14 protein-coding genes are annotated in these 12,442 nt (G+C 62.2%); 9 read left to right on the forward strand and 5 right to left on the reverse strand.

The features are described 5' to 3' along the window. Positions 1 to 21: 21 nt before the first annotated feature. The gene (locus AB0L57_RS18330) at positions 22 to 915 is read right to left on the reverse strand and encodes a phosphotransferase (protein ID WP_364963192.1); all 894 of its coding nucleotides are present in this window, start codon (positions 913 to 915) and stop codon (positions 22 to 24) included. 3 nt (positions 916 to 918) lie between these two features. Next, a complete protein-coding gene (locus AB0L57_RS18335) occupies positions 919 to 2,244 on the reverse strand; it encodes a helix-turn-helix transcriptional regulator (protein WP_364963195.1) in 1,326 nt (441 codons plus the stop codon). Between the two features lie 851 nt (positions 2,245 to 3,095). Between AB0L57_RS18335 and AB0L57_RS18340 the strand changes: the two genes are divergently transcribed. Then, a complete protein-coding gene (locus AB0L57_RS18340) occupies positions 3,096 to 3,239 on the forward strand; it encodes a hypothetical protein (protein WP_364963197.1) in 144 nt (47 codons plus the stop codon). A gap of 83 nt (positions 3,240 to 3,322) precedes the next feature. Beyond that, positions 3,323 to 3,613 carry a hypothetical protein gene (locus tag AB0L57_RS18345; RefSeq protein ID WP_364963199.1) on the forward strand — a complete coding sequence of 97 codons (291 nt, stop codon included), beginning with the start codon at positions 3,323 to 3,325 and terminating at the stop codon, positions 3,611 to 3,613. A 93-nt stretch (positions 3,614 to 3,706) separates the two neighbouring features. Here the strand turns inward: AB0L57_RS18345 and AB0L57_RS18350 are convergent, their stop codons facing one another. The 3 genes from AB0L57_RS18350 to AB0L57_RS18360 form a co-directional block, all read right to left on the reverse strand. Further along, the gene (locus AB0L57_RS18350) at positions 3,707 to 5,152 is read right to left on the reverse strand and encodes a hypothetical protein (protein WP_364963200.1); all 1,446 of its coding nucleotides are present in this window, start codon (positions 5,150 to 5,152) and stop codon (positions 3,707 to 3,709) included. A 466-nt stretch (positions 5,153 to 5,618) separates the two neighbouring features. Next, a complete protein-coding gene (locus tag AB0L57_RS18355; RefSeq protein ID WP_364963201.1) occupies positions 5,619 to 6,491 on the reverse strand; it encodes an aminoglycoside phosphotransferase family protein in 873 nt (290 codons plus the stop codon). 125 nt (positions 6,492 to 6,616) lie between these two features. Continuing rightward, positions 6,617 to 7,063, reverse strand: coding sequence for a hypothetical protein (locus AB0L57_RS18360; protein ID WP_364963203.1), 447 nt, complete (start codon positions 7,061 to 7,063; stop codon positions 6,617 to 6,619). Between the two features lie 133 nt (positions 7,064 to 7,196). On the opposite strand from AB0L57_RS18360, the gene AB0L57_RS18365 reads away from it, so the two are divergent. From AB0L57_RS18365 to AB0L57_RS18395, 7 genes are all read left to right on the forward strand, one after another. After that, positions 7,197 to 7,493: a hypothetical protein gene (locus AB0L57_RS18365; protein ID WP_364963205.1), complete on the forward strand. Its 297-nt coding sequence runs from the start codon at positions 7,197 to 7,199 to the stop codon at positions 7,491 to 7,493. 520 nt (positions 7,494 to 8,013) lie between these two features. Then, on the forward strand, positions 8,014 to 8,601 hold the full coding sequence (locus AB0L57_RS18370; protein WP_364963208.1) for a hypothetical protein: 588 nt from the start codon (positions 8,014 to 8,016) through the stop codon (positions 8,599 to 8,601). A 22-nt stretch (positions 8,602 to 8,623) separates the two neighbouring features. Further along, the gene (locus tag AB0L57_RS18375) at positions 8,624 to 9,751 is read left to right on the forward strand and encodes an ImmA/IrrE family metallo-endopeptidase (RefSeq protein WP_364963500.1); all 1,128 of its coding nucleotides are present in this window, start codon (positions 8,624 to 8,626) and stop codon (positions 9,749 to 9,751) included. Between the two features lie 103 nt (positions 9,752 to 9,854). Then, positions 9,855 to 10,202: a WXG100 family type VII secretion target gene (locus tag AB0L57_RS18380; RefSeq protein ID WP_364963210.1), complete on the forward strand. Its 348-nt coding sequence runs from the start codon at positions 9,855 to 9,857 to the stop codon at positions 10,200 to 10,202. Position 10,203: 1 nt separating this feature from the next. Continuing rightward, positions 10,204 to 10,506: a WXG100 family type VII secretion target gene (locus AB0L57_RS18385; protein WP_364963213.1), complete on the forward strand. Its 303-nt coding sequence runs from the start codon at positions 10,204 to 10,206 to the stop codon at positions 10,504 to 10,506. Further along, a complete protein-coding gene (locus AB0L57_RS18390) occupies positions 10,507 to 11,808 on the forward strand; it encodes a hypothetical protein (RefSeq protein ID WP_364963217.1) in 1,302 nt (433 codons plus the stop codon). After that, positions 11,808 to 12,338: a hypothetical protein gene (locus tag AB0L57_RS18395; RefSeq protein WP_364963219.1), complete on the forward strand. Its 531-nt coding sequence runs from the start codon at positions 11,808 to 11,810 to the stop codon at positions 12,336 to 12,338. Before AB0L57_RS18390 ends, AB0L57_RS18395 begins: the two co-directional genes overlap by 1 nt. Positions 12,339 to 12,442: the final 104 nt, after the last annotated feature.

Here is a 12,442-nt window from a genome sequence, read left to right on the forward strand (position 1 = left end):
CCTGCTCAGGCTCACGAGCAATCAACCAACCGATCGCCAGACGATGTCACGGTCGCCTGTGCGCAACGATTCCAAGCGTCGGCGGAGTTCATGTTCGGCTCGGGGTTCGTCGGGGGCGATTCGGATATAGGAGCCGAGCGAGTGGTACTCGGTGATATCACGCAACAACATCCAGCCGGGCCATTCGAGCAGGTCATAGCCGTATGATCGAACAAACTCGGCGCGGTGGGTGTCCGGGATGTGGAAGTGGTCGGGCAGTGTGCCGACGAGGTCGAGTTCGCGGGGACCGTAGCAGGCGTTGTCCCAGTCGATGAGCACCCAACCGTCCTCTGCCAGAAGCAGATTCTCCTCGTGCGCATCGGCGTGGACCAGTCCGTATCCAAGCGGGAACCTGGTCATCTCGAATGCTGCGACCAAGGCATCAGCTTGGTCGCGAAGCCAGTCGCGTTCGTAATCGCTCAGCACCGGCTGTGGTCGTGCGGCATCGACGTCGAGCGCGTCACGCAACCGCCGCAACGGGTGATACTGCGGAATTCGGAACGGCGGCGCCGGTTGCTGGTGGAGCCTGCGAACCAGCCTTCCGACATCGTGGGCGGAGGGCTCGGAGGCCACGGACCGATACGGCCAGAACGTAGCCACCGCCCCGTCCACCACGACCGGTTGCTCTCCGGGCAAGGGCGGCAATGCTATCGGCTCGGTTGCCGTGGACGCAAGCCACCGGGTGACCGTGATGCTCGTGGCAGCGCGGGTGCGACGCAGCGGTGTGTCCGGAGCAAGACGAACGACGACATCGCCTACCCGCCATACCGCGTTCGACCGCCTATGGAGAAGTTGCACTGCGTTGGGATTCAAACCGAATGCGGCGCAAGCCTGTTCGAGTGCGAGGCGGCCGGGTAGCGCGCTGTCAACCGCCATCGCTCACACCGCCAGTGCCACAGCAATACCGGCCCGCAGATCCAGTACATCGGGTACGGACCCGTAACGGGCGGCATGGGCATCCAGGTCCCGGAGCCGGGCGTAACAGCGTTGCGAAGACAATGCGGTGACGACAGAGACGGCCTCGCGCCCGACCCGCACGGCGGCATCAGTGTCACCGGCTTGGAGATTTGCGACGGCCAGGGTCGGGAGCAGCACGGCGCGGCTGCGTTCATGCTCGGCCGGGTGTCCATGTGCGGCATCGGTCAGCCGACCGACAGCTGATTCGGCGAATTCCGGGTGTGTCAACGACAGCAGATACAGCGCATGCCCATGCTGCGCAGCGATTTCCGCCTCGGTGACGACCCACGCCCAGGGCGGGGTCGAATCGATATCCACGGTCGCGTACACGGCTCGAGAGTCGGCCAGCGCTCTGCGAGTCGGCTCTGGTTCGCGGAGTGTCGCCCAGCACCATGCGGTCACTGTGTGGATATATCCGGCGGTGATGGACGAGACCGGATACCAGCGACTCGTGGAGGTTGCGGCGGCCAACCGACAGAACGCGAGAGCATCCTTCGGTCGATGCAGGTGCAGTGCCTGGTGCGCCATATCGAGCAGGATGATGACCATGAGGTCGGTGGAGCGGGGGCTGTCGTCGGCGCGCTGGGCGGTGCGGAGGGCGTAGGTCCACAGGCGCCGCGCGGCATCGTGATCCTCGATGTCGTAGGCCAGCCAACCTGCCATACTCGCCAGCTCGGCAGTGGCAACCTGCAGCCGAGCCCGGACACTCGGGGTGCATACTGCATCGTCGAGCGCGGCTACCTGGTGTAGCTGGCTGAGCGCGCCACTGCGGCACAACCCACCGCCGTGTGCAAGATCCCAACGGCGAAATCCGTTGCTGATGGCCTCGATTGCGTCGATGTCGGCGGCGCCGATTCGAGGTCGAGTCACGTGTTCCAGCCGACCGGGCAGAACATGGGCCAGTCGCTCGAGCTCTGGATGCAGACACGAGCCGAGTGCGGCAGCGGTTGCCAGGGTGACGAAATCTCTGCGGTTCACCCAGTCCACCTCCTCGCAGGCCAGGCTACCGGGCACTGTGTCGGCAGTGTCCACATGAAACCCGAGCAGTTGCGCTGGAACAGTGAAGACGGTCGAGATACGCGCGGCCAGTTTGGCACTGGTCAACCGCCGGGCTCCAGCTTCCACCTCCGACACCCGAGCCTGACTCAGCCCGACCAGCGCCGCGAGCTGGGTCTGGGACATGCCGGTGCGGTCGCGAATCGCAGCGAAGACGACTCCGAAGTTGTATTCCGACAAAGCTGTTCGCATCGCCGGGCTCGTGAAGAAACCAACCGGCAATGGTCGACGGAAGCCCGACGCCCGGGCGCACCCCGCGCACAAGCCGGCGGCAGTCTGGATCGGGGCTCCATTTCCGCAGGTGCGGCACTGCTGTCGTTCTCCCATGAATCGGCACTTTCCGTTGGGCCGGAAGCTCTTTCACTTCACCGTAACTGCTGGTGCGGGCCAGTGGAGCCGAAGCCACTGTGCGCGGTCGTGAACGAGCAATCCCCACTGGGGATATCCCGCACGGGGGTTGGTGCAAAGGGCGAGCATCGCGAGGCTGAATGCGACATCCGAGGGCGGGACTTCCGCCCAGGAACAATCGCCTTCGGAAGGGCCGCACAGTGTCGGAAGAGATGAGGTCGCAGCGGGTCGTTGCTTTGCTGCACTACGACAACAACCCAGCCACGAACGAATCATCAATGGTCGAGCAGCATTGCCACGACCTACCGAAACTCCCCAGGCGCACGCACAACCGGTCGATGGCGGCCACCCTGCGACTCTGGCACACCCGAAACCGAGAACTCCTCGAACGCGTCGCCGCCGGCCTCCGCCAACTCGATTCACCGGCAAGCTGCAAAAGCACCGAACCCATCCGCGGGCGAGCACACGCCATCCACGTCATGGCCGATCACGCCAAGCACGACTGCCTCCGATTCCGGCTCGCAGCACAGCACATCGAGGCCTCACAGTGACCACCGCTCGATCCAAATCATGAAGGGACAAGCGCTTTGACGAACACGGACAAGCCGACACGAACCCCCGACTCCCACGCCGGTCCGTTGACGGCACCGGAACCATTCGGGTTATCCGTCACCGATCACCACCGCGTACCGGCCATGACCATCACGCTCGCGCATGCGGTGATGCAGCGCCACATCGACTGCCCCATCAACGTCTGCCCGATCAAGCAGCAAGCCAAAGCCCACCTCGTCACCGCACAGCGCATGGTCCCGGCCGACCGGCCGCACATGGGCTACTGACCGAAACCGCGGAGGAATACGTGCTCGATGAACTGCCACGGCGTGAACCCGATCGCACTCAGATCCCATGCCCCCGTTGCCGATTGCTTCAGTCACTCACCCCGGACATCACCGCATTGACACGATTCGCCGACGCCCTGCGCGAGTGGCGGCCCCACACCGATAGCCCGGCAGTCGCGATGATCGACCACCGCCACACCACCCCGGAGACCGCGCGCCTGCACTTCCTGATGGCACGCGCCCGCCGCGCCGGCTATCAACTCATCGCCGAACCGAAACAGAACCACCGATGGGTGCTGCTCGACATCGACGACGGCGAGCGCCTATTCGAATCCGCTTCCCTGGCCGAAGTCGAACGGCACTTGAGCGAATAGCGTTCCACGCCAACCAGTTCCACCGGGTCACGCCGCCCACCACGAGGACGCCGGACCTCAGCGCTCAGAGCGTGTCGCCATGTTCCGCCTGCACTATTTCTTTGTCACACCGAGGAGGTGGTTTGCCTTACTCAGACGGTGCAGCACCTTTTCCTCTGGCGGACCGTATGGCGAACAACTCCGAACGTAATCGTCCAAAATGTCTATTTCCGCTTGCACTTCGCCCATCTTGCGCAAAACGATCGCCGCTTCGATTGTGACCCAGGACTGTGGCCGTCGGGTCGCAATCGCCGCTGACGCTCGCGCGGCGTCGACCATTTTGGTGGCCAAAACCCGAGCACTCTCCAGGTCACCGGCTCGTTTCAACTCTGCCAGTTTCTGTCGACATGCTGACAACCGAACGCCGTCAACCATTTCGGCCTCGCGTGCCTTGGAGGCACGATCCAGACGTTGTCGCAGCTCGGCCTCCCGCTCGTCCGACCACAAGAACGGGGCAGTTTTACGCGGAAAGGTCCCGTGGAGATCACGAGCCACGACTTGAAGTTCTATATCGTCGTTCCATCTCCTGAGCTTCGCGAAGCCGTCAAGCTGGCCTGAACCGACGCGCATGCCGAAGTCCGTGCTCTCGAGAATTCTCTCGGCGCGGACTTCTCCCACATGCGCTTCGCCGAGATAGACGTCGACGTAGGTGCCCTCCTTCGGCATAGCAGGCGGCCCCGCCGGACCGACACGAACTCCGGAGTACGGGTCTACCGCTCTGTTGCCTGCCCGGAACTGGCAATCGGCGATGAGATCCGTTGCGGATCCCATCGCGATGGCCAACTTGCTCTGATAGAAACTTGTGTAATCGGCCTTCTGCCAATCCAACTCGAAGTATGAGTCACGTTCTGTTACAGGAAGTTTCAACCACGCCATAATGTCGCCCGGCCAGGAGCCCCGGACCTCGAGCGTTGGCTGCGCACGGCGAAGGCTGACCCGACCATGGAGTAAGACTCGGTACCCCGAGGCATTGAGTTGCTGAATGACCCGACACAGGTCTCCGGAAACACCCCGATACAGGTACCCCACTCGTTGTCCATGGATATCCAACGCAATAGCCGTGGAGTCGTGTGGGTTCCCAGGCTCAGGAACCGCCTCCACTTCGACCTCGGGGCGACCAGCTGCCGCAGCCAGCAGCACCTCGTTGTTGTCCCATCCAGTTGATGTAGTCCAAACCGCCGAACCGTCCAGCCATAACGGACTCGAGGGCCTCTGGTAGTCCGACGGCAATCGGACATAACGGCCACCGGCCTGCGCCGATACAGCCGACGCCGCCGACCGCCGATCCCCCTTCTGAGCGACCGCTTTCGGCGATCGTTCTCCCATCAAGACGCCCACAAGCAGGAGGGCGAGAAAGACCAGCCACGGGACTTCCAAGACCCAGCCAACGACACTCCGTGCCGTCGAGGGATTCGCTGCACCGAACTGGACGGCTATCCACGTTCCCAGCAAGAAGGGCCACGCGACGGCCAAGGCGACGGCAACCAAACCCAACATCATCACGAACAGTGCGGCGCCCCCGCCACTCGAGCCTCCCCGTCGTCCCCCGCGTGAACGTCCATGTCGCCAAGAACCACCCGCAGATAACGGTCCCAGACCGAATCCGTAACCCCGGTTTGAAACGCCCATCCGGACGCCCGCAACGCGTCCGCCGACACCGAACCGCACCTCTGGCTCCCATCTGAAACAAGCTGCAGCAAGCACAGTTAGATCTGGCTAGGTCAGTTCGCTGCACCGGTACCGGACGACGACGCTGCGTCCAACTTGTTGCCTATTTTGGCGGACGCAACCCGGGCCACGTCCATGAGAGAGATCGCCACGGCCCTCGGCGCTATTACGGTGCGTGGCCCCGGAACCCGGTCTTTTGAGTCCGGGTTGTATATGTTCCAGTTTCAGCTGGCGCTGCAGGCCACGGGGTGGCGGAAGTGGCCTGCAGCGGGCTGCGTACTCGGTCGGGGCCGGCAGCTCAGAGCGCACTCCATCTCCACGGCCTAGGAACAGCGCCGCGGAGGCAAGCAACCCGATGGCACGCTTCGGCAGCGGCTGTCTGCCGAGTCTGTGCCACGCTGAGTGAAAACGCCGTCCAGCGCAGCTCCTGGATGTCAGCAAGGGTCCGAAATCCAGGCCATCGCGTGACGTCGATTCCACCGTAGGCTGCGACGAACGCACGGTACTCATCTCCGCTGATCCGTTCGAAATCGACGTAGTCCACTGCCAATTGGATCAGATCCCACTCACGTAGACCGATCGACACCATATCCAGATCGAGCACGATAGGGATGCCCGAGGCAGGGACCACGACGTTTCCCTGCCAGGCGTCCCCGTGAATAACGGCCATCGGCGCGGTGACCGGCAGCTCGCCGTATCGCTTTTCGAGTTCGGCACAGTGCCCGGCCAGCCAGGATCGGTCGTCCTGGTTGATGGTCGTCGCGCCGGTCACGCGCTCCTCGATCCCGGCGAAAGGATCGTAGGTCGGCAGTTCGAAAGTGCTCGGAGGCGGCAACGCATGCAATGCGCGCAGCGTGGCGCCCAACTCTTCGGGTGTCGCTGCCCGATGGTCAGGAATGAGGCGCCACCAGGTCACAGGACGGTCATCAACGACGATGGGCTGCGTAGCCGCTGTGACAACCTCAACGGTCGGAATTCCAGATTGGTTGAGCCACTCCGATATTCGAATCTCCCGCACGGCGGCGGCAACACTGCCGGGCTTTCCAACCCTGGCCACGATTCCATCGGTCAGCTCGTAGATCGCGTTCGATCCCTCGCGGATGCAGACCGCGCCAGCAGCGTCTATTCCGCTGAGCTCTGCCGCTCTGGTCAGTACGTCTTTCGCTGACATCCGAGTCCCCTCCCGCGCCGCTCATCGACGTGGAACACGAATTCATGACCGACAACGACACCGGAGACGCCCGGCCATGTGACTGATTCTCGGATGGATTGTTGTGATCGGACTCCCGGCAGGCATCAACCCCGGGGTCCCGACCCCATGCTCGGAAACTGCGTCAGAAACTGGGCGTATTCCTCATCGTCGAGTTCGCCCGATGAACTTCCCCACGGGATAGAAGCAGGCTCACCGAGTTCGGGACGACCACCATCACGGTAGAACTCCGACAGCGCAGAATCGATGGTGTTCTCGATGAACCGACTCGCATCCGGCCCATCGGGAACGCCTGATACACAACTGATTTCCAGAACCTTCCGGCCGACAGGCAAATCGTCGCTCGTGAGCTCCTCGTTGTACTGCAGCCACTGATCGACAAGCTTGAAGGAATCGAACCAGTCTTCTCTCATCGAGAAGTGCGTCGGCTCGTCCCCGACCGCGAGCGCCATATGTTTGGCGTAGGCCCCCACAAGCCGGACCGCGTCGTCAACAGTGGCGTAGATGTACACACTTCCCCGAAACAAGGCCATGGTTGATATATACATGCGGTGCACGCCGCTCGACAACCGCCCCCAACGCCCCCGTCGATGCCTCGGCTGGTTGCTTACCCGGGCCTGCTACGGTTAGGATCGGAGCGTTCAATTCTATTGGGGGAGTTCAACAATGGCCGTGGTGTCACGTGTCCTGTTCGGTTCGATGCTCACTGCGATGCTTCTGGTTCCGGCGGTCCAGTCTTACGCCGCTCCGGTGAGCATCGGAACGCTCGATAACGCCAGTGAGCTCGCGAAGCCGAAGAACAAGAATTCGGTGACAGTGAAGTGCTATCTGATGAACCTGCGCAATGAGGCTACGGGCGAGGTCGTGTACGGAACCGGCAGAACCAAGGCCGAGGCTCAAGCCGATGCGAACACCAAGGTGCCGCGGGGGCACAAGTTGAAGCACTGCGATCCCGTGCGCTGACGCGCCGAAAGCAAGGCGGCCTTGGCGAACCGGGGCAGTCCCGACCTCTATATTCTGTGTTTGTCGCGTCTTCCCGTCCTGGTCGCCAAGCGCCGTGCGGGCGGTGTGGCCGACATTCGGTTGCGGCACAGCGTTTGTGCGTTGCCGACCGTTGTCGGACAGAACGACGGTGACACTGCGCAGTCATCGCGACTTCGCGGCTGCGGTCCACGTCCCATCGGATTGCCACCGCTGTCGTGGCGGTTTGACGCGGACCTCAGCACGGGAGAACGGCGGTCGGTCGTCGCCAGGGAAGGTGGAATCGACGACCGTTCCATTCGACACTCCGCCGCAACGGCACGTAAGCCCTTGCACACAAAGGATTCTCGCCGAACAGAGGCTGCACCCGAAGTCCGCGCTCTTCCCGTTCTCACACCTCATTTGAGGTAATATTTCGAGAAGCAGACTGTGTCGATCTGACCGGGGAGGATCACCCATGACGCAGCCCCAGACATACGAAGGGCACGATGCCACAACACGATTGGCCGAGCTCGGCCTGAGTGTCGAAACATTGGAGAAGGCCTTCACGCGAGCGGAAGCCGACGTGCGGATGTGCACGAGGCACGATCCGCCCACCATGCCCGGTTTCACGCGCTGGGCTCGCATCGTACGGTTCCTGCGGGAAGAACTGGTGAGCGACGGGTGGACCTACGACAACCCGCTCAACCAGCCGCGCACAATCCATCCGAGAAGGTTGCTCGCGATCGTGGTGAAGTCGGGAGACGATGTCACCGGCCTCGATTTGCCTGAGCTGTGGCCGGCGAACAAGAACCCCATCGGCGCCGCAACGAAGGCTGCCGTGACCGACAACGAACAGCTCGCGTTGTTCACCGCGGAAGATCTCCTCGGTGCCGGGAAGATGCGGACCTGGTTCCTGCTGTACCGGATTGCCGATGGTGTGGTCAATGCGGAACTGTCGCTTCCTGACGAGATCGAAGGCGATCGGATAACCCACTGCCTCGAGCGCATCATCCTGCCCGCAATCGATCTCGGTCCCGACTACATCGCTAGTGTGGGCCCATCGCCTGACGACGGCAGCCCCTACTCCGTCCAGGTCGAGCGCAAATAGCGGATGAGAGGACAACTTCGTGATGCTGACGCCTTCCCGGCTGAGGATCGCGCGCAAGCGACAGGGCCTGACCCTGACCGATCTCGCCCGGGCAGCGGCACTCAGCAGACGCAGCTTGTCTGCCTACGAGAACGGCCAGCAGCAACCGACCCCACAGACCCTCGCACATCTCGCCACCGTGCTCGACGTGACCCCGAAGTTCCTGTCCTCATCGGATCTCGACGAGATTCCGCCCGGCGCCGTCAGTTTCCGTGCGATGAGCAAGATGACCGCACGTCAACGCGATCGAGCCTTGGCGGCCGGCCGAATCGCCATCGAAATCAACGAGTGGATCGAAGCCGAGTTCACGCTTCCCGTCGCCAACGTACCGAGCTTGATCGGGACCGATCCGGAAACTGCAGCGGAGATGGTTCGCGCGCAGTGGGGGGTCGGGCAGGCACCCATCAAGAATATGGTGCACCTGCTGGAAGCAAATGGGGTGCGGATCTTTTCCCTGACCGGGGAGAACGCCGAACTCGACGCGTTCGCAATGCGCTGGCGAAAACAGCCATATGTGTTTCTGAACATCGGAGAGTCCAGTGAGAGAGGGCGGTTCGACGGTGCGCATGAATGCGGTCACCTGGTCCTGCACGACGGCGGCCGTATTCCGAACGATCCGGCCGCCGAAGCCGAAGCCGACCGGTTCGCCTCTGCCTTCCTGATGCCTCGCGCAGCGATCCTCGGTCTCAGCCTGCGTGAGGCAACCCTCGACCGGGTCCTCGAGGCCAAACGCCACTGGAATGTCTCAGCGCTGGCACTCACTCGTCGCCTGTTCGACCTCGGCTTGCTGACCGACTGGCGGTACAGGTCACTCTGCGTTCAGCTGTCTCAACTGGGGTACCGACGGTCGGAGCCCGATGGAGCACCTCGTGAGACATCGATGCTGCTCACCAAGGTCTTCACCGCCCTGCGAGAGGACGGTCAACGTCCCGCCACCATCGCACATGACCTAGGCCTGTCCGTGGACGACCTCCACTCGCACGTTTTCGGCCTCACGATGACAGCCCTTACTCATCATCGGCGGACCGCTGACTCGGAGTCGAGTTTCACAGCGCCCACGGGAAGCTCAGCGGCCAAGTCCGGACGTGAACGGCTCGGTCTCGTTCGATAGCGGTCCAGCACATCCCGAACCGCCGATGAACTGGACAAATGCACCATCGGCGCCCCTCGAGCGACGTTGGACGAGCAGTCGTTCGATCGTTTAGCATGACGGCATGAGCGAGGGCGGGGGGAACGTTCCAGGTCCAGGCCAGGCATTTTCGGTCGTACCGGATCAGGTACGTGACGTCGGAACCTATATCTACGGTTTGGCCGACACTCTGTCCGGCGCTTTGGATTCCGCGGCCAAGGACGTCGCCGAACTCTTGAACGGCAGTTGGACCGGGGACTACGCCGACGAATTCTCCGACGGCTGGGACGAGGTGCATGACGGCGGCCGACAGATCTTCGCAGCCCTGACCACGATGGCCGAGAAGCTCGGCGTCACAGCCGAGACCTTCGCCACTGTCGACCAGGCGAGCGCCGATGCGATCGGTGTCCCGAAGCTGAACTGGTCCCCATAGCATGGGTTCGCAATTCTCGGTCGACCTGGACCAGCTCGACCAAATCGTCTCCCGCCTGTCCGGGCTCGCCGGCTTCATCGCCGACCATCTCACCGACATCGAACAACGCGTTGCGAGCCTGCAAGGTACCGGCTGGGAAGGCGTCGCCGCCCGCGCCTACGAGGACACCCACCGCGAATGGATACGCGGCGCACAAGAACTCGTCGACGGCGTCCGCGAAATGAGCGACTCCGCACGTCAGGCGCACACCGCTTACACCCGTGCGCTGGCAGTCAACCGGCGCATGCTGCAGAGCGGGCAATAGATGAACATCGACTGGCAGACCTACTACGACGCCGCCAAGAAATGCCAGGACCTCGCTACCGAACTACGCAAAGCAGACAAACCTGTCCACGATGCCGTCAAGGGCGACTGCAAGGGAATGGCCGGTGACGCAAACGGCTGCAAACAGTGGGGCGAGGCCTACGACAAATCCGCCCTACACACCCTGCAAGCGTCCGCCAGCCTCGCCAACGCCCTTACCAACTACGGCGCAGTGCTCTATGCCCACGGCTACAACTGGGGCATCGCCAACAAATCCGACCCTCCTCCACCGCGGCCCGACGCCAGCCAAGTCGGCGATTACAAGGTCGATCTCTCCAGCTCGAGCTCGGTCCACGACAATGGGGCCGGGTTCGAGCACAAAGGCGGCGTGAAGGCCTTCTTCGATAAACTCCTCACCGAAGTCGTCAACAAATTTCACAAACTGCCCAACGGTGACGCAGCAAAACTTCACACCGCCCACACGACGTGGAACACGTTCGCCAACCACCAAACGCTCACAGGCGCCTCAGCCGGCATATCCGCCATCTCCGGCCTGTTCGACGGCATGGACGACCCCACCAACCGGCAACTGATCCAGGACCACTTCGCCACTCTCAAAACTGGCGCCGACAACGTCGCCACCGGTGCACAGAACATAGCCGCCCCAGTCGGCCACTACCACGACACCACCGTCTCCTTCGGCCACGACACCGCCAACAAAATCAACTGGCTCGAAGCAGGCATCGCCGCAGCCGCAGTCGCCGGCGTCGCCCTCGCCATCTTCACCGTTGGCATGAGCGTCGAAGCCGCCGGTGAAGGCATCGCCGCGGCTGTCACCGCCACCATTGGAGCAATCGAAGAAGCTTTCTCCGCCAGCGCGCTGGTCGAGATACTCGGCGTCACCACCCTCGCGATCGGCGCCGTCGCCACAGTCAAAGCCTTCGAGGCTGTCCCTGTCGACGATCTCGAAAAGAATGCCGCCAAACTCGCGGCAATTATCGCAGCAAAAGTCTTCATAGATGATTCGGAGGACGTCAACCCAGATAGCCCGACGGACGCTTTCACCACCGCATCAATGACCACTAAGGTCAACAAAATCGCATCCCACTACGGCGTCCCTCCGCAAGCCGTGAGGGACGCAATTCATAAAATCAAAGCCCAAGGCGCATGGCGCGGCAACGGCGGCAGCAGAAATCCCGATATCGTAGTCGATTTGGACGATGGCGAAGTGTATGTGAAGATGCCCGACGGGTCTCCATCGGAGGATAGCATCGGCAACATACTGGATGAGCTGGAGGATTGATGGAAGCCCAGAAGAGGTCAGGGACCATCATAGAGCACGAGGATCGCTGGCTGCTCAAACCTCTACGCGGCCACACCGTATCCAGAATCGATTGGGAGGCGGACCATCTGGAGCTCATCTTGGATGGCGACGACTTCCGAATTCTGATCGGATACGACGCTGAGCTTTCTCCACGAACTCTTGCAAAAGACTCACCGGACAGACATAGTATCGATCATTGGAGCCGGCATCAGATTGAGGAGCTTCTCGCCACGAAGATTGTCTCTGCTGCATTCTTCAAGACCGGCGCGGTCCGCTTGGCGTTCAAGAACGGATGGATTCTTTTCATCAGCGCCGACCCAGGCGATTACTCTCCAGCGGTGCAGTTCGACAATCGCATCCTATGGAATACCGACGGAATTGTGGACCGCTCGCTTTTTGATATTCACTCGATAGATCCGTGGACTGGACAACATGTCACACCACCCGATTGGCCGAGCCGTCCGGCCTACCTGGAAAACCGACCGGAATCGGACGATATCAACGACTGATACCCATTCGGCAGTACTGCCGCAGGCCTCGTCTGGGTGACTGCGGCGGGGGGAGCATTGTGACCGGAACCCGAGGAGAGGCTACGCGAGAGACGTCTGATCAC

Source organism: Nocardia sp. NPDC052254, assembly GCF_040679495.1.
GTDB lineage: Bacteria > Actinomycetota > Actinomycetes > Mycobacteriales > Mycobacteriaceae > Nocardia.

What these genes read in the sequence shown, in the direction of transcription:
- AB0L57_RS18330 (WP_364963192.1), bottom strand. Translation starts at nt 915, where the DNA reads ATGGCGGTTGACAGCGCGCTACCCGGCCGCCTCGCACTCGAACAGGCT.
- AB0L57_RS18335 (WP_364963195.1), bottom strand. Translation starts at nt 2,244, where the DNA reads ATGCGAACAGCTTTGTCGGAATACAACTTCGGAGTCGTCTTCGCTGCG.
- AB0L57_RS18340 (WP_364963197.1), top strand. Translation starts at nt 3,096, where the DNA reads ATGACCATCACGCTCGCGCATGCGGTGATGCAGCGCCACATCGACTGC.
- AB0L57_RS18350 (WP_364963200.1), bottom strand. Translation starts at nt 5,152, where the DNA reads ATGATGTTGGGTTTGGTTGCCGTCGCCTTGGCCGTCGCGTGGCCCTTC.
- AB0L57_RS18355 (WP_364963201.1), bottom strand. Translation starts at nt 6,491, where the DNA reads ATGTCAGCGAAAGACGTACTGACCAGAGCGGCAGAGCTCAGCGGAATA.
- AB0L57_RS18360 (WP_364963203.1), bottom strand. Translation starts at nt 7,063, where the DNA reads ATGGCCTTGTTTCGGGGAAGTGTGTACATCTACGCCACTGTTGACGAC.
- AB0L57_RS18365 (WP_364963205.1), top strand. Translation starts at nt 7,197, where the DNA reads ATGGCCGTGGTGTCACGTGTCCTGTTCGGTTCGATGCTCACTGCGATG.
- AB0L57_RS18375 (WP_364963500.1), top strand. Translation starts at nt 8,624, where the DNA reads ATGCTGACGCCTTCCCGGCTGAGGATCGCGCGCAAGCGACAGGGCCTG.
- AB0L57_RS18380 (WP_364963210.1), top strand. Translation starts at nt 9,855, where the DNA reads ATGAGCGAGGGCGGGGGGAACGTTCCAGGTCCAGGCCAGGCATTTTCG.
- AB0L57_RS18385 (WP_364963213.1), top strand. Translation starts at nt 10,204, where the DNA reads ATGGGTTCGCAATTCTCGGTCGACCTGGACCAGCTCGACCAAATCGTC.
- AB0L57_RS18390 (WP_364963217.1), top strand. Translation starts at nt 10,507, where the DNA reads ATGAACATCGACTGGCAGACCTACTACGACGCCGCCAAGAAATGCCAG.
- AB0L57_RS18395 (WP_364963219.1), top strand. Translation starts at nt 11,808, where the DNA reads ATGGAAGCCCAGAAGAGGTCAGGGACCATCATAGAGCACGAGGATCGC.